General features: G+C 61.1%; 15 protein-coding genes and 1 tRNA gene. 3 read left to right on the forward strand and 13 right to left on the reverse strand.

The genetic code is table 11. The features are described from left to right. Positions 1 to 198: 198 nt before the first annotated feature. Positions 199 to 1,161: an NAD(P)H-dependent flavin oxidoreductase gene (locus tag ACQK2M_RS22770; RefSeq protein ID WP_425419702.1), complete on the forward strand. Its 963-nt coding sequence runs from the start codon at positions 199 to 201 to the stop codon at positions 1,159 to 1,161. 85 nt (positions 1,162 to 1,246) lie between these two features. Here the strand turns inward: ACQK2M_RS22770 and ACQK2M_RS22775 are convergent, their stop codons facing one another. The 5 genes from ACQK2M_RS22775 to ACQK2M_RS22795 all read right to left on the reverse strand — a co-directional run bounded on the left by ACQK2M_RS22775 (position 1,247) and on the right by ACQK2M_RS22795 (position 6,301). Beyond that, positions 1,247 to 1,957 (reverse strand): L,D-transpeptidase, encoded by a 711-nt coding sequence (locus ACQK2M_RS22775; protein WP_425420119.1) that lies wholly within the window; start codon positions 1,955 to 1,957, stop codon positions 1,247 to 1,249. A gap of 87 nt (positions 1,958 to 2,044) precedes the next feature. Continuing rightward, positions 2,045 to 2,401 (reverse strand): hypothetical protein, encoded by a 357-nt coding sequence (locus ACQK2M_RS22780; protein ID WP_425419703.1) that lies wholly within the window; start codon positions 2,399 to 2,401, stop codon positions 2,045 to 2,047. Positions 2,402 to 2,526: 125 nt separating this feature from the next. Then, the gene (locus ACQK2M_RS22785; RefSeq protein WP_425419704.1) at positions 2,527 to 3,321 is read right to left on the reverse strand and encodes an FAD binding domain-containing protein; all 795 of its coding nucleotides are present in this window, start codon (positions 3,319 to 3,321) and stop codon (positions 2,527 to 2,529) included. A gap of 29 nt (positions 3,322 to 3,350) precedes the next feature. Beyond that, entirely contained in the window at positions 3,351 to 5,696 is a 2,346-nt protein-coding gene (locus tag ACQK2M_RS22790) for a xanthine dehydrogenase family protein molybdopterin-binding subunit (RefSeq protein WP_425419705.1), read from the reverse strand. Between the two features lie 113 nt (positions 5,697 to 5,809). Continuing rightward, complete coding sequence (locus tag ACQK2M_RS22795; RefSeq protein ID WP_223476488.1) at positions 5,810 to 6,301, reverse strand: (2Fe-2S)-binding protein; 492 nt, start codon at positions 6,299 to 6,301, stop codon at positions 5,810 to 5,812. A 214-nt stretch (positions 6,302 to 6,515) separates the two neighbouring features. On the opposite strand from ACQK2M_RS22795, the gene ACQK2M_RS22800 reads away from it, so the two are divergent. After that, positions 6,516 to 6,591: transfer RNA gene (locus ACQK2M_RS22800), tRNA-Thr, on the forward strand. Between the two features lie 158 nt (positions 6,592 to 6,749). Here the strand turns inward: ACQK2M_RS22800 and ACQK2M_RS22805 are convergent. From ACQK2M_RS22805 to ACQK2M_RS22840, 8 genes are all read right to left on the reverse strand, one after another. Further along, positions 6,750 to 7,706 carry an endo alpha-1,4 polygalactosaminidase gene (locus ACQK2M_RS22805; RefSeq protein ID WP_223476489.1) on the reverse strand — a complete coding sequence of 319 codons (957 nt, stop codon included), beginning with the start codon at positions 7,704 to 7,706 and terminating at the stop codon, positions 6,750 to 6,752. Next, positions 7,703 to 9,187, reverse strand: coding sequence for an exopolysaccharide Pel transporter PelG (pelG, locus tag ACQK2M_RS22810; protein ID WP_425419706.1), 1,485 nt, complete (start codon positions 9,185 to 9,187; stop codon positions 7,703 to 7,705). Before pelG ends, ACQK2M_RS22805 begins: the two co-directional genes overlap by 4 nt. Beyond that, the gene (gene pelF, locus ACQK2M_RS22815; RefSeq protein ID WP_425419707.1) at positions 9,187 to 10,689 is read right to left on the reverse strand and encodes a GT4 family glycosyltransferase PelF; all 1,503 of its coding nucleotides are present in this window, start codon (positions 10,687 to 10,689) and stop codon (positions 9,187 to 9,189) included. The genes pelG and pelF overlap by 1 nt, the downstream gene beginning before the upstream one ends. Further along, positions 10,689 to 11,315 carry a hypothetical protein gene (locus ACQK2M_RS22820; RefSeq protein WP_425419708.1) on the reverse strand — a complete coding sequence of 209 codons (627 nt, stop codon included), beginning with the start codon at positions 11,313 to 11,315 and terminating at the stop codon, positions 10,689 to 10,691. The genes pelF and ACQK2M_RS22820 overlap by 1 nt, the downstream gene beginning before the upstream one ends. After that, positions 11,308 to 12,219 carry a hypothetical protein gene (locus ACQK2M_RS22825; protein WP_425419709.1) on the reverse strand — a complete coding sequence of 304 codons (912 nt, stop codon included), beginning with the start codon at positions 12,217 to 12,219 and terminating at the stop codon, positions 11,308 to 11,310. The genes ACQK2M_RS22820 and ACQK2M_RS22825 overlap by 8 nt, the downstream gene beginning before the upstream one ends. 80 nt (positions 12,220 to 12,299) lie before the next feature. After that, positions 12,300 to 12,902: a hypothetical protein gene (locus ACQK2M_RS22830; protein ID WP_425419710.1), complete on the reverse strand. Its 603-nt coding sequence runs from the start codon at positions 12,900 to 12,902 to the stop codon at positions 12,300 to 12,302. After that, positions 12,899 to 15,151 (reverse strand): polysaccharide deacetylase family protein, encoded by a 2,253-nt coding sequence (locus ACQK2M_RS22835; protein ID WP_425419711.1) that lies wholly within the window; start codon positions 15,149 to 15,151, stop codon positions 12,899 to 12,901. The genes ACQK2M_RS22830 and ACQK2M_RS22835 overlap by 4 nt, the downstream gene beginning before the upstream one ends. 332 nt (positions 15,152 to 15,483) lie before the next feature. Further along, on the reverse strand, positions 15,484 to 17,361 hold the full coding sequence (locus tag ACQK2M_RS22840; RefSeq protein WP_425419712.1) for a sigma 54-interacting transcriptional regulator: 1,878 nt from the start codon (positions 17,359 to 17,361) through the stop codon (positions 15,484 to 15,486). 215 nt (positions 17,362 to 17,576) lie between these two features. Between ACQK2M_RS22840 and ACQK2M_RS22845 the strand changes: the two genes are divergently transcribed. Beyond that, on the forward strand, positions 17,577 to 18,956 hold the full coding sequence (locus ACQK2M_RS22845; RefSeq protein WP_425419713.1) for a CmpA/NrtA family ABC transporter substrate-binding protein: 1,380 nt from the start codon (positions 17,577 to 17,579) through the stop codon (positions 18,954 to 18,956). The last annotated feature ends 2 nt before the right edge of the window (positions 18,957 to 18,958 follow it).

Below are 18,958 nucleotides of genomic sequence, written 5' to 3' on the forward strand. Positions count from 1 at the left end.
GTCCGCCTCTCGGCCGGATCTTTCAAGTTACAGCGTTCCGGCATTTGACATAATCGTCAATCCAATGAAAGCGCACGTGCCAATCTTCCCAAAAAACTGGCAATGTTGCGGCAGCCGGTCGCGTATGACCGCTTGCCTCGCACGCGCAACACAGTTAGGTCTTACGTTTACGAAAACGTCAAAATTTGGGAGGAGCCGATGGCGCTGCCGTCAATCCTGAAGGAAAATCTGCAATTGCCGGCGGTGGCGGCCCCGCTGTTCATCATTTCCCACCCCCCGCTGGTGCTGGCGCAGTGCAAGGCGGGCGTCGTCGGCTCGTTTCCCGCCCTCAATGCGCGCCCGGAAGCACAACTGGACGAATGGCTGGCCCAGATCACCGAGGAACTTGCCGACCACAACGCCAAGAATCCCGACAACCCCGCCGCGCCCTTCGCCGTCAACCAGATCGTGCACATGTCGAACAAGCGTCTGGAGCACGACCTGACCATGTGCGTGAAATACAAGGTGCCGATCGTGATCTCGTCGCTCGGCGCGGTGCCTGAGGTCAACCAGGCGATCCACTCCTATGGCGGCATCGTGCTGCACGACGTCATCAACAACCGGCATGCCAATTCGGCGATCCGCAAGGGCGCCGACGGGCTGATCGCCGTTGCGGCCGGCGCGGGCGGCCACGCGGGACCGCTGTCGCCCTTCGCGCTGGTGCAGGAAATTCGCGAATGGTTCGACGGGCCGCTGCTGTTGTCCGGCGCGATCGCCAACGGGCGCTCGATCCTGGCGGCGCAGGCGATGGGCGCGGACATGGCCTATATCGGCTCGCCCTTCATCGCCACGCCGGAAGCGCGCGCCGTCGATGACTACAAGCAGATGATCGTCGACTCGACGGCCAAGGATATCGTCTATTCGAACTATTTCACCGGCATCCACGGCAACTACCTGAAGCCTTCGATATCCGGCGCGGGCATGGATCCGGACGCACTCCCCGAAGCCGATCCCTCCAAGATGGATTTCGACAAGGCGGCGCAACCCGGTGCGAAAGCCTGGAAGGATATCTGGGGTTCGGGCCAGGGCATCGGCGCGGTCAAGGAAATCGCGCCCGTCGCCGATCTCGTCGGCCGCCTGAAGCGCGAATATGCAGAGGCGAAAGCGAGCCTCTGCGGCTAAACGCCAAAGCGCTGATATCGCGCGGCAACGCTTCCCGTTCCAGACGGAAAGAAAAAGCCCGGCCGTTTCCGGCCGGGCTTGAAACTCACACGACGATGATGGCAGCGCCCGGCGTGACGCGGCCGTAAAGATCGATAACGTCCTGCTGGATAAGCCGCACGCACCCGCTCGATACGGCCTTGCCGATCGACCAGTATTCCGGCGAGCCGTGAATACGGTAGAGCGTGTCTTTCCCGTTCTGGAAGATATAGAGCGCCCGCGCGCCGAGCGGATTCATCGGGCCGGGCGGCATGCCGCCATTGGCGGCGCTCCATTTCTCCAGTTCCGGTTCACGCGCGATCATCTCGGCGGGCGGCGTCCATGTCGGCCACTGGCGCTTGTAGGCGACCTTCGCCCTGCCCGACCATTCGAACCCGGCACGCCCGAGCCCGACGCCGTAGCGCATCGCCATGCCGTTTTCCTGGACCAGATGGAGGTAGAACTGGTTCGTGTCGACGATGATCGTGCCGACGGCCTCGTTCGTCGGATACGAGACCTGTTGCCGATGGAATCGACTTGGCACCTTCGTCGGGTCGACGGCCGGTATCGGAAAGCGCTCGTTCGGCAGGGCGCGATAGGCTGACAGCGCCGACGGGGACGCCGATGGCGGCGGGGCCGCGGGCGTCACGGTCGGTGTGGCGGTCTGGCAGCCTGCCAGCGCCACGCCCGCAAGGCCGGCCGTTCCGACGAGTATGGCGCGGCGGGAGAAGGTTCGGGGATTTTCCGCGCTGCCGGAATTGCCGAGCGGACCCCCCATATCGGGCGGTATGGTGGAATTCTTCATGTCTGGTCTCCTGAATGCTTTGGACAGGCCGGCGATTATGGGAACGCCGGCGGCTCGCGTTCAGGCGATCGGAGGTCTGAACGGTCCGTCACGACTACCGCCAAAGAGACGGTGCAGGTCCCGCGCCGCGTGGACCTGACGATCCGGACGCTGGAACATGATCCTGATATCGCTGGAAAACTTGACGTCGCCGCCGCAGGGCGGCGCGAAACCGGGATCGGCGTCACCGCCGGCGGTAAACATGGTCTTTCGCCAGCATACGCGCTTGTTCGAAGGGATCGCCGCAACGTCGGACACCGGTCCCGAAACCACCTGGCCACCCTGCGGGAAAACCATGGCGGATGCCGATGCGGTCAGCGCGAGCGCGTGACCGGCAACGAGAATCAGCATCAATGCCGCTGCGAGGAGTTTTCTCATAGAGGCATTAAGCGCGGGAAACCGGAAAGTTCCATGGAGAGTTATTCAAACAATCGTGAAGCAGCGTCCGGTCACGAAAAAGGGCAGCCCGAAAACCGCCCCTTCCGATACCTTATCCCTGCCCGTCAGACCGCCGCGACGGCCCGTTTGGCCATGACCTTGACGAGGTTGGCGCGGTACTCGGCGGAGCCGTGGAGATCTTCCAGCATGTCGCCGGCATCGACGGATAGTCCGTCCAGCGCGCCAGCCGAGAAATCCGAGCCGAGCGCCTCTTCCGCCTCGCTCCAGCGGAACGCGCCGTCCACGCCGGCGCCGGTCACGCCGACGCGCACGCCGTCACCGCCCTTCGCCACGAAGACGCCCGCCATGGCATAGCGCGACGCCGGGTTGGGGAATTTCGAGTAGGCGCATTTGTCCGGCGCGGTGAACGACGCCGCGGTGACGATTTCGTCTTCCTCCAATGCCGTCTCGAACATGCCGACGAAGAACTCTTCCGCCGCGATCTCGCGTTTGTTGGTGTGGATCGTGGCGTTCAGCGCCAGCATGGCCGCAGGATAATCGGCCGCCGGGTCGTTGTTGGAGATGGAGCCGCCGATCGTGCCCATGTGCCGCACATGCGGGTCGCCGATATGGCCCGCCAGCGAGCAGATGCCCGGGCAGACGGATGCGAGGTCCGACGAACCCGCGACTTCGGCGTGGGTCGTCCCCGCACCGATGCGGACATCCTTGCCGCTGACCGAGATGCCCTTGAGGTTCGCGATATGGCGCAGATCGATCAGGCTGTCGGGTGCGGCGAGGCGCTGCTTCATGGTCGGGATCAGGGTCTGGCCGCCCGCGACATATTTGCCGCTTTCGGCCTCGCCCATCAGCTTTGCCGCCTCATCCACGGAACCGGCGCGATGGTAATGGGTCTCGTACATGATCTGTTTCCTTTCGCTCTCGGACCGGATCAGGCCGCGTTGATCGCGGCCCACACCTTTTGCGGCGTGGCCGGCATGGACAGGTTGTTGTTACCGATCGCATCGGTGATGGCGTTCATCAAGGCCGGCGGGGAGCCGATGGCACCCGCCTCGCCGCATCCCTTGATCCCGAGCGGGTTCAGCGGAGACGGCGTCACCGTGTTGGACACCGTGTAGGACGGCAGGTCGTCGGCGCGCGGCATGGTGTAGTCCATGTAGGTCGCCGTCAGAAGCTGCCCGGTCTCCGCATCGTAGGACGTGCCTTCCAGCAACGCCTGGCCGATGCCCTGCGCAAGCCCGCCATGCACCTGCCCCTCGACAATCATCGGATTGATGATGTTGCCGAAATCGTCGGAAGCGACGAACTTGACGATTTCCGTCTTGCCGGTGTCGGGATCGATCTCGACCTCGCAGATATGGCAGCCAGCCGGAAAGGAGAAGTTGGCCGGATCGAAGAAGGCCGTTTCCTTCAGGCCCGGCTCCATCTCCGCCGGCAGGTTGTGCGCCGTATAGGCATTGAGCGCGACCTCGTGCCAACCGAGCGCCTTGTCGGTGCCGGCGACCTTCACCTGGCCGTTCTCGATGACGATGTCGGATTCATCGGCTTCGAGCAGATGCGCGGCGATCATCTTCGCTTTCTTCTCGACCTTGTCGAGCGCCTTGACGACGGCGCTCATGCCGACCGGTCCGGACCGGGAGCCATAGGTTCCCATGCCCATCTGCACCTTGTCGGTATCGCCGTGGACGACGGAAACCGAGTCGATCGGCACGCCGAAACGATCGGACACCAATTGCGCGAAGGTCGTCTCGTGTCCCTGACCGTGAGAATGCGAGCCCGTCAGGATTTCCACGGTGCCGACGGCATTGACGCGGATCTCCGCCGATTCCCACAGGCCCACACCGGCACCAAGCGAGCCGATGGCCTGGGACGGCGCGATGCCGCAGGCCTCGATGTAGCAACTCATGCCGATGCCGCGCTTCTTGCCGCGGGCCTCGGCTTCCGCCTTGCGGGCGGGGAAGCTGTCATAGTCGATCGCCTTCATTGCCGCATCGAGCGAAGCCTCGTAGTCGCCGGAATCATACTGGAGGATCACCGGTGTCTGATACGGCCATTCCCGGATGAAGTTCTTGCGGCGCAATTCGGCCGGCGAAACGCCGAGCTCGCGCGCCGCCGTTTCGACGACCCGCTCCAGCGCATAGGTCGTTTCGGGCCGACCGGCCCCGCGATAGGCGTCCACCGGCACGGTGTTCGTGTAGGCCGTGCGCATGTTGCAGTGGATCGCCGGGATGACGTACTGGCCCGAATACAGGATCGCGTGCAGGTAGGTCGGCACGACCGAAGAGAACAACGACATGTAGGCGCCGAGATTGGCGATCGTGTCCGCTTTCAGGGCGGTTATCTTGTTGTCCGCGTCGAAGGCCATCTGGATCGTCGTCACGTGATCGCGGCCATGGGCATCCGTCAGGAAGCTCTCGGTGCGGTCGGCAACCCACTTGACCGGCACGCCGGTCTTCTTCGACGCCCACAGGCAGGTGATTTCTTCGGGATAGATGTAGATCTTCGAGCCGAAGCCGCCGCCGACATCCGGCGCAATGACGCGCAGCTTGTTTTCCGGCGCGACATTGTAGAAGGCGCTCATCACGAGACGGGCGACATGTGGGTTCTGCGATGTCGTCCAGCAGGTGTAGTGATCCTCGGCCTCGTCATAGACACCGAGCGCGGCGCGCGGCTCCATCGCATTCGGCACGAGGCGGTTGTTGACGAGGTCCAGCGTGGTGACATGGGCGGCCGATGCGATGGCCTTGTCGACGGCGTCCAGATCGCCGATTTCCCAGTCATAGATCTGGTTGCCCGGCGCGTTGTCGTGGATCTGCGGCGCACCCGGTTTCAGGGCGTCGACAGCGCTGGTGACCGCCGGCAGTACATCGTAATCGACCTTAACCGCCTCGGCGGCGTCGCGCGCCTGGGCCTTGGTGTCGGCGACAACGATCGCCACCGCATCGCCGACATAGCGCACTTTCTTGTCCGCCAGCGGGCGCCAATCGCCCATATTCATCGGCGAACCGTCCTTGGAGTGGATCATCCAGCCGCAAATCAGCGAACCGATCCCGTCCGTCGTCATTTCGGCGCCGGCCAGAACACCGATCACGCCCGGCATCTTTTCCGCCTCGGAGGAATCGATGCCCTTGATCACGGCGTGGGCATGCGGCGAACGGACGAATGCCGCATGTTTCATGCCGGGGACGGACATGTCGTCCGTGTAGCGGCCCTTGCCGGTGATGAATCTCTTGTCTTCCTTGCGCGCCACGCGGGCGCCGATGCCTTCCATTCCCATGAAATCCTCCCTTGGGTCGGAAGCGATTAGGGAACAGCGAATGCGCACAGGATGTTTTCCCGTTCGCCTTCGCTTCCTCCTGCCCTATTCGCTCCGTGCCATTCTCTATTCGCTTATTCCGCGGCCACTTTCGCCGCGCCGCTCATCTCTTCGGCGGCGGCGAGGATCGCCTTGACGATGTTGTGGTAGCCGGTACAGCGGCAGATATTGCCCTCGAGTTCCGCGCGCACGGTCTTCTCGTCCAGCTTGCCGCCATGTCGCTCGATCATGTCGGTCGCCGCCATGATCATGCCCGGCGTGCAGAAGCCGCATTGCAGGCCGTGATGCTCCTTGAAGGCGGCCTGGACGGGGTGCAGTTCGCCACCCGAGGCAAGCCCCTCGATGGTGGTGACGGTCGAGCCGGAGGCCTGGGCCGCCAGCATCGTGCAGGACTTCACCGCCTTGCCGTCGACATGGACCACGCAGGCGCCGCATTGCGACGTATCGCAGCCGACGTGCGTGCCGGTCAGGTTCAGGTTCTCGCGCAGGAACTGCACGAGCAGCGTCCGGTCCTCGACTTCGCCCGAGACGGCGCGACCGTTCACGGTCATTTCCACTTTCGACATCAAAATCCTCCCACTGACTTCGATCTTTCGGCGCGCTCCAGGCGACGGCCTTCGCGCAACTTGCAAGGAGAAACTTGGAACCGAAATACGGAATTGTCCATATGATACAAATAATAAAGCCGGTGAGGCCCTGTTGTGGAGATTGGGGCCTTGAATTCCGGGGCCGATGCCGATAAAGCGCGCGTTAGCGTTTTTCCGGCAAGGTAACGCTCCCGCCGCATTAGCTCAGTTGGTAGAGCACATCATTCGTAATGATGGGGTCGTTGGTTCGAATCCGACATGCGGCACCACTCTTCTTCCCAGAGTCTAGGAATCCAGGCGCATTCGCGGCCAATGCGTGGACCATTGGCGGTGTGGGTAACGGCGTCTGGCAAGCACGCCGGATATCGGACGAATCGAGCCTCGCGGATCAATCCCTCGACCCGAAAGGGGACCGGTCCGCGTTCTCTTACAGCGGAAGCCTGTCGAGGTCCCACGTTCCCTGGAAAAGGGGCATGCCGTGTTTTTTGGCTGCTCGCCGGGCATATGCACGCATCTTTTCAGATTTCGCATAGTCGGTGACGAGCACGGTGATCCCGGCCTTTCTCGCAAGTTCCAGGCGCTCAAGGCTCCACGCAACGTCGCTTTCCGCGTTTACCGTGTCCATCCCGCGAAGCCCGGTAAACAGGGACTCCTTGTTCAAGCCGTCGAGCGCGCGGCGATAGGCACTGTCGTAAAGGAGATCCTCGGCGTTTTGCCCCATGATCAGGAAGCCGCGATTTCTTTCGCGCGCGTGCTGCGAAATTCGCTGCACCAGCTTGACCATTTCAACATCGGCGCCCGGAAATTCTTCCTGCCACTCCACATAGCTGTCGATACGGTCAAGCAGGACGCCGTCGAAGCCTGAGGCAACGATCCGGTTGAGCAGCGATTTCTGATGCGAAAAAATCAGTGTTTGCCATTCCGGCGCCCAGTATCGAACAAGCCGTGCGCCCGGCCAGCTCGGATTCAACGGTCCGAGCCAGTCGGGCGGAGAGCGGCGCCAGGCATTCGGCCAGAACCACCTGTTCACATTGGCTTCGCCGACCGCCAGATAGGCCAAAACCAGCCGCCTTCCACCACCGGGCTTAGTTTTCATCCGGTCGATCTCATCGGGCGACAGAAATATCAGCGCATCATCATTGAGACTGGGCTCAAGTACGATGAGATCGAGATCAGAAGCGGTGATCGCATCGACATCGATATTCTGGTACTGGCAGCCCCACCTGCGCACGGCATTCAGATCGGCAAGCGCGTCTTCACGGTCGGCATCGGCATTGGAGAACGATGGCGTCGCCGATGCAAGCAGACCGCCGGCAATCGCGGACCACAGACCGGAGTTGATGCTTCGTCGCGACCAAAGGCGACGTTTCGGCGGGAAAGTCACCGGAGCCTCGCAGGCAGAAGATCGCTCAGGGAAAACGGGCGCAGCGCCACCACGAAACGTCGCGGGGCGCGCGACGCATACACATTGCGCGAGTTCCGCAGCGCATTGGCGAAGGTGATGTATGGCAGACGATTCAGCGTATCCTCGAGAACGGCGGCGGCGAAAACCGCACCCGCTACAGATGCCACGAGGAACCCGAATCCGAGATAATCGGCTCCCCAGCGCATGAAGAAATAGGTCGCCAGCCCATTGAGAACGAGGAAGGCAAGCTGCAGCCGGAGAAACTCGCAGTCGCGCCCCAGATACAAGACCAATGTCGCCATCAGCGAGAATAGCGCGAAGAACAGGGTGCCAAGCAGTCCGACCCGCAATATGCCGGTTTGCTGATACATCATTCCAAACGGTTCTATAAGCGCGGGTGCGAGAACGTACAGCATCACCGCGATGAGAGACTGGATCGCGATCAGCCAAAGAAGTCCGCGCCGGACAGCGCCCTCAAGAAGGGCTGATTGCGCCATGATCCGCTCAAGCGCCTCGTTCCGATTGACGGCGCGGAGGAAGCCCTGCATGCGGTCGAACCAGATGCCATCATGAAATGCCAGAAAGACGAGCAAGCCCGGTAACATGCTGATACGTGAAACAAACATTGCGCTGTCATAGAACGGCATCGTCGAAAGCCCGTTCGATGCCACCTCGCCAAAAGGCCCGAACCACACGACGATGGAATCCGTCCATATCGCCGCCGCCGCGGCAAATGCACCAAAACCAATTGTTCTGTAGCGGAGGCCATCGCGCAGAACCCTTTTGACGACCGGCCGCAGCTCCCCGGCCGATGGGCCATCGAAAACCCGGATCACTTCGCCGCTCAGCCATACGAAAGTGGAAGCAAAGCCGCACGCGAAGGCAAGCGCCTGGATTTGCGGTCCACCCGACTGGCCCGCAACGAACAGCGTCGCGGCGACAGCGAGAGCGAATCCGACCATGAATGCGTAACCGATCGCCTTGTAGGCGCGTATCGCGGCGGCGAAAGTCGCGGCGGTCCATGTCATCGCCATCGCACCTGAGGCCGCCATCATCGGGAACATATCAGCAGCTGGAAATCCCGCCACGATACCAAATGCGACTTGCGCGGCAATCAGTCCAACCGTCATCGAACCTGCGAGAGCCAGCAAGTAGATGGTCACCACGTGTTCGCTCTGCCTTCGATGGATATCGTCGAACACCATGCGCAACATGATGGCGGTCACGGGTGCCGCGGAAACAAGGCTGACCAGGAAGAGATAGATGATGCTGGACTGCAGCGGCAATCCGTCGTCGTCTGCTCCCTCCAGGCGAAGGCTCCGGCGAAGAATTTCAAACGCAAGGATGGCGAATATCCACGGACCAATGATCGCCATTGCTCCATAGCGTCCACCTCTCTGGCGCTCCGGATCGCAGTTTTCTTTATCCGGGCGCTGCAATGAGAAACCTATGCCGGCCATCAGTGTTCCTTCCAGGCGTAGATCCGGCGATAGGCCTCCGCGACATCATCAGCCCGGTAACGCTTGTTCACGCGCTGCCTGAGATTACGGCCGAGCCGCGATCGCAAATCCGGATCACGCAGCAGCGTGACGAGGTGGCTCGCGACGCCCGGCGCATCAAGGGCGCCCGCCACAAATCCGCCCGGCTGCGTGTTGCCGCGTTTTCCCGACCCAAGCAGCAGTTCACGGCAGGATCCGACATCCGTCGCAACACAGGGCAATCCGGCGGCACCGGCCTCAAGCAGACACAGGGGCTGCGCCTCGCTCACGCTGGTCAGCGCAACCACATGGCAACGGCTCAACAATTCGGCGGTATCGACTCTTCCGGTGAAGGTAACGTGGTCTTCAAGTCCGAGGTCGGTGACCAGTCGCCGGCAGTCGGCAGCATAGTCCGGCGCTTCTTCGGCCGGACCGGCGATCAGAAAGCGGGTTTGCGGCAATTCCGTGCGTACAATATCCGCGGCGCGCAGGAATGTCTTGATGTCCTTGATGGGAACGATGCGCCCGATCAGCGCGACCGTCGGCGGCGTATCTTCCGATGCTCTCGTGATTGCGCCGAAGCGATCGACATCAATACCATTGGGAATAACCGAAAGCTTGTTTTCCGGCGCTCCGAGCGCGCGCTGCATTGCCTGGTTGGCATCGAAAAGGGTCAGAATACGGTCGCACCCGGCATAACACGCCCTTGCAAACGACTTGAACGCAACGGTCCAAAGATCACGCAGATCGAAGCGGCTGTCCGCAAGGGCCAGTCCCTTGTCTATCGTGTCATCGATCCAGTCGGCCATCAGGATCTCGATTTGCCGCTCATTGGTGTAGATGCCATGCTCGGTAACGATAACCTGTCCGGCTCCCTCGATCTTCGCGCGTGCCGCGAGAAGCCCCGCATATCCGGTGGACAGGGCGTGATAGGTTCGCGCCTTTGGCAAATCCGCCTTCACCACAGCGAATAGGCCGCCGGTAAGCGCCTGCCACGCCCAGAAAAAGTCCTTGAAGGATGCCTGCGGCATCAAGGTCTTGTAGCTCGCAACGCAAACTTGCCACGCGAAGGGCGAATGCGTGAGAAACTCGAGGGAACGCGGATTTCCGGGATCGTTTGCAAAGCGCACGATCCAGGCGAGATCCTCCAGTTCGCCGTTCAGCATGAAGCGGCACATGGTTGTGGCCAGGCGCTCGGCGTCTTCCAAGGCGACCCGTGACCGCCCACCGGTTCCCGCCCTGTAATCATCGAGGACGAGTTCGGAGATCGACAACAGGTTTTCCGGAAAATCATACCGAGGCTTCCGGTCGTCAGAAGCCATCACGACGGAAATCACCGAAAAGGTCGTATCCTGGCAACTCCGCATCAACCAGTCAGTCCATGTCGAGACGCCGCCGGCAACGTGCGGATAGCAACCTTCCGCGATAAGGCAGACATCGCTTTCCGATGGTGCGGATCGCTGCCGCGGCACGAGGGAGAACATTATGCTCGACCTTCCGAAACGTCGGCGGCCTGGCTTACCTGACGGGACTGTATCGCAGCGGTCGCGGCGCGTACCGACAGATGCTCGTCCGTCAGGCCCGCAGACAAAACCTGCCCCGGAACCGAACCGGTGGCGGCGACGATGCGGCTCAACACCTTCACCCGATCGTCAGCAGGCGCTTCGCGCATCGTCGCCCCGATGGCTTTCGGCAGGCCTCCCGGCTGATAAGCCCGCCCGGTGACGATTGCGTGATAAAGCGCTTCGTCCCGATCATGCTCCGATGACGGGTGAATTCTGTCCATCCAATCGCTGCACCGCGCCGTCTCGTCTTGCTTCGATTGAAGCCTCAACAGCATGCAGGCAACGGCCACAGCACCAAAGGGACCGATAGATAGCGTCGCCAATACACCGGTCACCGCGGCAGTCCGATCGCCGAAGAACAGGAAAACAACGGCACCGCATGCGAAGACGGAAGCAACATGCAGAACCAAGACTTCGTTCCAACCTACCTGGCCATGCCAGCCCGCCATGAGAATCGCACATTCGAACAGCGAAAGCAGGGTAAATGCCGCCACAGCCCGCCAGCGCGCTTCTCGCATCGCATATTCAGTCCTCCGCTCAGCCATTCGCACGCACCTTTTTCGTGCGTACCGAGTTCGTCCGCATGGGCCTCCTTTCGGCACGCTTGCGCACGCGGCGCATGCTGAATTCGACCATAGGCTGCCTCCGGACCCAGCGCTCCGCGATGAACTCGCCTAACGATATGAGGGTTTTCGTATCGTTTTCTGCCGGGCACCCGTCGAGAAGCAGGATCGAGGGACCGTGCTTGTCATTGAAGGGAATTGCTATCCGTCGGGGCTGATCGCCGACCTGCTTCCCGAGGACACGGGGTGAGGAAAGCGTTTCGAATTCCGCGAGCTCTTGATCGTTCAAATCGGTGGCAATATTCGCACCGGCGACCAGGCGCCAGGAATGCGCACCGCGCCGGAATACAACGGCTGTCTCGCAGCCGGTTGCGATCTGGCATGCGCGTTTCAGAAACTTATGACGGGCCGACAGTTTCCTGGTTCTCTTCATATTCTTGAGCGTCGCCCGAAAGTCTCCCATCGATTCGTCGGCCCGAAGCGCTGCGGCCAGTTCGAGATCGCGGATTTGATCACGAAGGGTCCCGGCATAGTCAGCGATGGTTGCGCGCTGCATTCTGAAGCGTTCCGCGGTTTCGAAGGCTTCCTCGGTGCGCACTCTCTGGTGGCGGGTAATTCCGCCGATGACGGCGGCCGCTCCTATCCAGAGCGCGGGCTCTTTGACCGAGGCAAGAAGATAATCGTAGAAATCGAAGCCTATCGGCAGTCCGGCGTCGCCGAGCAGCCAATCAAGCACGGATGCCAGCAGCGCCGAGATGATTCCGGGGGCCAGGCCGCCAAGCACCGAGAACAGCAATACCGGAATCCAGAACGGGTGCGGCTGAGAGTTCAGGAGACTTTTTCCGATACCCAGAAGCTCGGCAAGAACAATCAGCGCGACAAACACAAGCACGATCTGCGGCAGAAGGAGGCCCTTCAATCGCTCACGCGGCAACCGGCTTGCGCTTGTTTCGCGAAGGGTGACGTTCAATGGATTGCCCTCACTTCTTCCGGCGGGAGGGCAACGCCGCCCGTGCTGAAGTCGATCGCCAACTCCTTCATCTTTTCGGAGTGGCGTTTCCGGGTCGACAGGCGCTCCCATCGATCAAAGAGTTCCGGTGGCAGTTGAACACCGTGAAATCTGTCGAGTAATGTCAGTTCATCCTCGAAGCGTCCCTCGAGCCGGTAAAGCCGCGCCAGTTCGGAGATATCACCGGGTTCGCTCCTCAGTTCCGTCAGACGAACGAGCATCGCTATGCGGTGGGCGCTTCCGTCGTTCGCCGCGAAGAAATCCGCAGCACGACGAAGCGCAATCGCATTGTCGCGGTGGAGGGCAAGATATCGGCCGATGGCCTGCCGCGCCGTTTCGGTATCACCGGACCGGCTGTTCACCTCGAACACGGATGAGAGGAACAAGTCCCCGCCCTTGCCCATTTCGTAAGCGGCGTTGGCGATGGCGACAGCGGCCTCGTCACGCCCGTCGCGTCTCAGCATCGCAACTCGTTCGCTAACATCGGGAACGCTCAGTGTCGCCAACATGCAGGCGCCCGCTCCAAGCGAAAATACGAATGCGGCAAGCGACGGCCTCATGACTGTTCTCCGGTATCGCAAGCGATGTCGATGCGTGCGGGTTCAATTGCATCGAACGTAAGCCTGAAATGCAGTTCGCCGTTCGCGCTGTTCGCGACTTGTGTCGCGAGCAGTTCCTTGCCGTCGCGCGACGCGTTGATACGGTAGTGGCCGCTCGGCGCGCGCCAGACGAAGTCGCCTACTCCGAAGCCTTCCGTCAGAAACGAAAGCCGACAACCTTTTCGCTCCAGACCGCTGATCCGCCACCGGGCCTGTTCGAGCATCGCCATGTCGAGCGTCGGCGGGACATTTGTCGCGTGATCGCGGCGAAGTTCTACAATCGCAGTGTCGACCTTTGAATCCAGCGCAACGTAAAGGGAGCCGCCATGGCGCGTCTCACCCAGAACACCGGCACTGGCCGCAAGATCGACACGCACTCCTTCGGCATTATCGAAACGAACCGTCTGGAGACCGTCACGGTCGCTTACAGACCACTGCAGATCACCGATCTTCCTGATCTTCGTGCTGAAGAACCCGTCGGCAATGGCCGCATAGTCGGAAGCCCGGATCGGAGCGACGGGCTCTTCACGCGCCCAGCCCAGGATCGACCGTACGGCGTCGAGAGAAACAGACCGCTCGGCCGAATACGCATGATAATAAAGATTCGCGCCGCGCAGGCGGCGCGGGTTCTCCGTTCTGCGGAATGTCTCGATCAGTTGCGTGAAACCGTTGAAGCGGCCGCGCCAGAGATCTGTATAGGTGTATTCGTTGTCGTTAAGCGCATAGATCTGCCGCTGCGCGCCCACCTGGCGGGAGATCGGCGAGATGTGACTGACGGATGGCCGGGTCGCGTCAAATCGCGTCTCGCCACCGTTCAAATTGCGCAGACCTGATCTTCTTACAGCCTCGATCGCAGCCTCGAAGGGCTCGGCGTCGCCGCTCCATTGATAGAGCTCGACATGTTTACCCGCAGGCGCGAGCGCTTCGGTTATTCCGAGGGCGTCGCCGACCTCCTTCTTCAAGCTGAAGGGCTCACGCGCATCGAACCGGGGAAGCGCTTCATCCGCTTCCTCCAGCAAATTGTCCGGCAGCGCTCGGGCGCCCGAGATCAGCGAACCGAAGCGCGAGAAAATGGACGTTGATCCATTGAAGGCATGGTTTCGGATAAGCGCCAGTTCATCGGAACGATCGTAGGTCTCGAAATACTCCCATACGAATGGATGGGTATATGTATGCGACCCGATCTCGACCTGGGGTAGAGCGAAGAGTTCGCTTGCGACGCGCGCGGCATCCTTTCCGTGGTGGATCGACGGATCCATGTCGCTCGCGACCGGTCCGATCGTCACAGGGATATCCGGATATGGCTCGACCAGTTCGCGCAGCATCACATCAGCCGACAGAGTCGGCTTGTCGCGATAACGCTCTATCCTCGTCAGGCTTTTCCATCCGTCGCCATCGACATGGCTGAAGAAAAGCCTCCTGCCTGAAACCGTCGTGGTGTCGGGAATGGGGAACAGCCCGGTTCCGAGCGCACTTGCGAAAAACTCGAAAGGATCGATGATCCAGCGTTTCTGGTCGAGCTCGGAATCGTAGTAGATAAAAAATCCGGGGGCCGCATAACCACCGCCCGGCCCTGTCGCGACCGCCACGCTCCGCGAAAGCTCTCCGCCGTCACGGCTTTCATATTCGAGAGCGACACGGGCGGAATTTCCGTATCGGCGAACCAGGAGATGTCGCTCGGGGACCGGATCAGGCTCACGTTCGAACCCGATCATGGTATCGCGGGCGACGACTTGGGATGTGAGCGTATTGTCGATGATCTTCGGTGTCAGTTCCAGTCCGATCCGGCGAAATACCGAGCCCAGAAGTTCCGCATCGTGCGTGGTGACGGGGCCGCCGAGATTGTTCAGCATTATGACCCGAAGATCATTCGTTCGCGTGATCTCACCCAACCACTCGAAATAGGTCTCGTGGTCCGGCAGATCCTCGGGGAACATGCTCAACACAGCGACCGCGTTCGCGAGTTCCTTTCCGCCCGGAAGTCCGCGTTTCAGGTCATGATAACGGACGATGTATCCGAGATGGTTGAGAGGTAGTTCCGCATTCAGATGGACAAGCGTCGAATCCACCGACGGCTCAAGGTCACTGTGATAAAGCGCGAGGACCTCTCGCCTCACGGGCTCGTCCGAATGCGCCACGACCGCAGACGACAGGAACATGCCGCCAAGCAGGAACAAAACGCGTAGCCACTCGAAACTCGGCCGGAACACACTGCACCCCATCGGTTGTGGTTAATATTTTCATAATGCAAATAGTAACAGCCGGGCAACAATTTGTGACGAAGATGGTTTACGCGTAAGGTTACTTGTCTCGCCACGCCTTCTAGTGACGCGCCTCCGCGCAAGATTGCCATCAGTCCAAATAATTCCGGGCCGAACGGCGTCAGGCCAAAGCTGTCTGATATTGGGACACAGCGGACGCTACGCTGCCTTACCAAGCGAAAGGTCTCACCAGCCGCTTTCAAGACTTTGACACGTGGAATGATGAAACCGACACATCCAATCGGCCGAAGCATTCCATCCGCTCGGGGGAGAGAATCCGGTTACCGCAATTCCCACTCGTGGCTTTCGATGCGGAACTTGTCCATGCGCGAATAGACCGTGGTCGGCTTCATGCCGAGGAGTGCGGCGGCGCCTTCCTTGCCGGCGACCTTGCCGTTCGTTTCGCGCAGGGCGGCGACGAGATTGGCGCGGATTTCCTGCTGCATTTCGCGTTCGGTGCGCACCGTCCTGCCGGTATCGCGGGTCGTCGGCTCGCCGCCGATTTCGACGATAAGCTTGCTGCCGGTCGAGACGATCGCCGCGCGCTCTATGACGTTGCGCAGTTCCCTAACATTACCCGGCCAGTGATAGCTCATCAGCGCGTTCATGGTACGCTCGGTGACGATCGGTTTTCTGCGGTTCATTCGTTCGCAAGCGATCCCGAGGATGTGATCGGCGAGTTCCGGGATATCCTCGGGGCGTTCGCGCAGCGGCGAGCAGTGGATCGGAAAAACGCTCAGGAAAAGCAGCAGGTCTTCCCGGAAACGGCCGACCGCCACTTCCTGTTCGACATCCTTGGTCGACGACGCGATGACGCGAACGTTCAGGTTGCGGGAATGGGTGTCGCCGATGCGCTTGAACTTCCTGTCCTGAAGGGCCCGCAGCAGGTCGCCCTGGAGGTCGAAAGGCAGTTCGCACACATCTTCCAGGAACAGCGTGCCGCCATGCGCCAGTTCCAGCGCGCCGGAATTGTCACCCGCCGTTCCGTCCGCCCCGCCGAACTGGCCGAACAGTTCCGCCTCGATGGAGCGCCGGCTGATCGAGCCGCATCGGAACTGGATCAGCGGACGGCGCTTGCGGCCGCTATCCTTGTGAATCGCGCTTGCCACGATGGCCTTGCCGGCCCCGGTCTCGCCGGTGATGAAGACCGGCGCGTCGGTCGGCGCGACCAGTTCGATCCTGGCGAGCATCTGCCGGATCGCCGGCGAATGGCCGATCACGTCATGGTGCGCCCGCTCGTTGGTGATCGCCTCCTGAAGATAGGCGTTTTCCTGTTCCAGCCGGTCGCGCAGTTCGGCGACCTCGCTGAGGGCTTCGTGCAGCTTGCGTTCGCTCTGCTTGCGTTCCGTCACGTCGCGGAAAATGACGACGGCGCCGGCCAGTATTTTCTGGTTGTAGATCGGCGTCGAAACATATTCGACCTGGATCGGTTTTCCGTCCTTGCGCCAGAACAATTCGTCCTCGACGCGGGCGACATGCTCGAAACGGAATGACCGGTAAATCGGGCAGTCATGGGCATGATAGGCGCTGCCGTCGGGGTGGTGATGGTGGATCACGTCGTGGATCGGCTTGCCGAGGAGTTCGTCCGGCTCCCATCCGAGCATCTCCTGTGCGGCGCGGTTGAAAAAGGTCGCCTGCCCCTTGGTGTTCACGCCGTAGATGCCCTCTCCGGCTGCGTTCAGGATGAGCTGGTTCTGGAATTCGAGTTCGGAAAAGAACTCCTGCGCCCGCCGCCAGCCCATCAGGCCTTCGCGCTGCAACTGTTCGGTTTCGGTGGCGCGTTCGTGGCGGCGCAGTTCCTCGAGGTCGAGGAACATCAGGAGCACAAGGCTGGTCCCCGCCGCCAGGCGCCGTCCCCGGATTTCGACGGCGAGTGTCTCGCCATTGCCGCGTTTCAAGGAGACCTTCCGGGTCCAGGCCTCGCCGCGATAGGCGACCTCGTCGAGGAACACGATGAAATCCGCGAGGTCCGCCTCGACATGGTCCGAGAAACGATGGCCATTGGCGGTCTCGCCGGCAAGCATCCGACGCGCCTTGAGATTGGACTGGACGATCCTGTCCGTCGCCGTCTCGATGACGATCGCGGCCTCCGGCAGGAGCGCCAGCGCCGTTGCGTCAAGCAAATCCGGGTCGGCGCGGACAATGCTCGCCTCATTCATGTCACCCTCCTTCGGCTGCCGGTTCCGACAGCATACGAAATTTCGTGAATTATGAAATATCGTAAATTGTGCATCGCCGCAAAAACGCATAAAGAATTGATTTTATTTATATAATAAAATCCTGCGATTCCCGTATTTGTTCCGCTGTCGGGAAAATCCGCTGGGCTACGATCCTCGCCATACCCGATGTTTCCACCACCACCCGAGGGAGCCCAATGACCAAGAGTCTCGGAAATCCGTTTTCACACAAGACCGATCTGCGGCACGGCGCCGGCTGCGGTTGCGATGCCTGCTCGACCGGCCAGGCGTTCAGCGCGGACGACCCCAACACCATGTCCTCGGACTACATGATGGAGCGTGTCGTCGAGAACGCCATTGTCCGTTCGATGTTCGACCAGAACGACATTTCGCGCCGGTCCTTCATGGGCCTGGTCGGCGGCACGAGCTTCGCCGCCGCGCTCGCTTCCGTCTTTCCCGTCGACAAGGCCAAGGCCGCCATCCTGGATACGCTCGGAAAGCCGGAAAAGACCGATCTCAACATCGGCTTCGTTCCGATTACCTGTGCGACGCCGATCATCATGGCGCAGCCGATGGGCTTCTACGAGAAGCATGGCTTGAACGCCCAGGTTATCAAGACCGCAGGCTGGGCCGTGGCGCGCGACAAGTCGCTGAACGGCGAATACGATGCATCGCACATGCTGACACCGATGCCGCTGGCGATGACGCTCGGCGCGGGCAGCGTTGCCGAGCCCTACATCATGCCCGCCGTCGAGAACATCAACGGCCAGGCGATCGTGCTGTCCAACGAACACAAGGACAAGCGCGATCCGAAGGACTGGAAAGGCTTCACCTTCGGCGTCCCGTTCGAATATTCGATGCACAATTTCCTGCTGCGCTACTACGTGGCCGAGCACGGCATCGACCCGGACACCGACATCCAGATCCGCGTCGTTCCGCCGCCGGAGATGGTCGCCAATCTGCGCGCCGGCAATCTCGACGGCTACCTGTCGCCGGATCCGTTCAACCAGCGCGCCGTCTGGGAAGGTATCGGTTTCATCCACGTCCTGACCAAGGAGATCTGGGAAGGCCATCCTTGCTGCGCCTTCGCCTGCCCGCTCTCCTTCGCGGAGGAACTGCCGAACACCTATGGCGCGCTTCTGAAATCGATCGTCGATGCGACGCAATACGCCTCGAACCCGGAAAACCGGAAGGAAATCGCCGAGGCGATCTCGCCCACCAACTATCTCAACCAGCCGGTTCCGGTGGTCGAGCAGGTTCTGACCGGAACCTATGCCGATGGTCTCGGCGAGGTGAAACAGGTGCCGGACCGCATCGATTTCGATCCGTTCCCGTGGCACTCGATGGGCGTCTGGATTCTCACGCAGATGAAGCGCTGGGGCTATATCGAGGGCGACGTCGACTACAAGAAGGTCGCCGAGGATGTCTATCTCGCCGCCGACTGCGCCAAGATCATGAAGGATCTGGGCTACGAGGCCCCGGACGTCACCTATGAGAGCTACACGATCATGGGCAAGTCGTTCGACCCGGCCGAGCCGGAAGCCTATGTCGACTCCTTCGACATCAAGCGGGCCTGACG

It is taken from the genome of Oricola indica (genome assembly GCF_965227485.1).
Lineage (GTDB): Bacteria > Pseudomonadota > Alphaproteobacteria > Rhizobiales > Rhizobiaceae > Oricola > Oricola indica.

Excerpts from the sequence above, each read along its gene's own strand:
- ACQK2M_RS22770 (WP_425419702.1), top strand. The coding sequence starts at position 199 with ATGGCGCTGCCGTCAATCCTGAAGGAAAATCTGCAATTGCCGGCGGTG.
- ACQK2M_RS22775 (WP_425420119.1), bottom strand. The coding sequence starts at position 1,957 with ATGGGGGGTCCGCTCGGCAATTCCGGCAGCGCGGAAAATCCCCGAACC.
- ACQK2M_RS22780 (WP_425419703.1), bottom strand. The coding sequence starts at position 2,401 with ATGAGAAAACTCCTCGCAGCGGCATTGATGCTGATTCTCGTTGCCGGT.
- ACQK2M_RS22785 (WP_425419704.1), bottom strand. The coding sequence starts at position 3,321 with ATGTACGAGACCCATTACCATCGCGCCGGTTCCGTGGATGAGGCGGCA.
- ACQK2M_RS22790 (WP_425419705.1), bottom strand. The coding sequence starts at position 5,696 with ATGGGAATGGAAGGCATCGGCGCCCGCGTGGCGCGCAAGGAAGACAAG.
- ACQK2M_RS22795 (WP_223476488.1), bottom strand. The coding sequence starts at position 6,301 with ATGTCGAAAGTGGAAATGACCGTGAACGGTCGCGCCGTCTCGGGCGAA.
- pelG (WP_425419706.1), bottom strand. The coding sequence starts at position 9,187 with ATGGCCGGCATAGGTTTCTCATTGCAGCGCCCGGATAAAGAAAACTGC.
- pelF (WP_425419707.1), bottom strand. The coding sequence starts at position 10,689 with ATGTTCTCCCTCGTGCCGCGGCAGCGATCCGCACCATCGGAAAGCGAT.
- ACQK2M_RS22820 (WP_425419708.1), bottom strand. The coding sequence starts at position 11,315 with ATGGCTGAGCGGAGGACTGAATATGCGATGCGAGAAGCGCGCTGGCGG.
- ACQK2M_RS22830 (WP_425419710.1), bottom strand. The coding sequence starts at position 12,902 with ATGAGGCCGTCGCTTGCCGCATTCGTATTTTCGCTTGGAGCGGGCGCC.
- ACQK2M_RS22840 (WP_425419712.1), bottom strand. The coding sequence starts at position 17,361 with ATGAATGAGGCGAGCATTGTCCGCGCCGACCCGGATTTGCTTGACGCA.
- ACQK2M_RS22845 (WP_425419713.1), top strand. The coding sequence starts at position 17,577 with ATGACCAAGAGTCTCGGAAATCCGTTTTCACACAAGACCGATCTGCGG.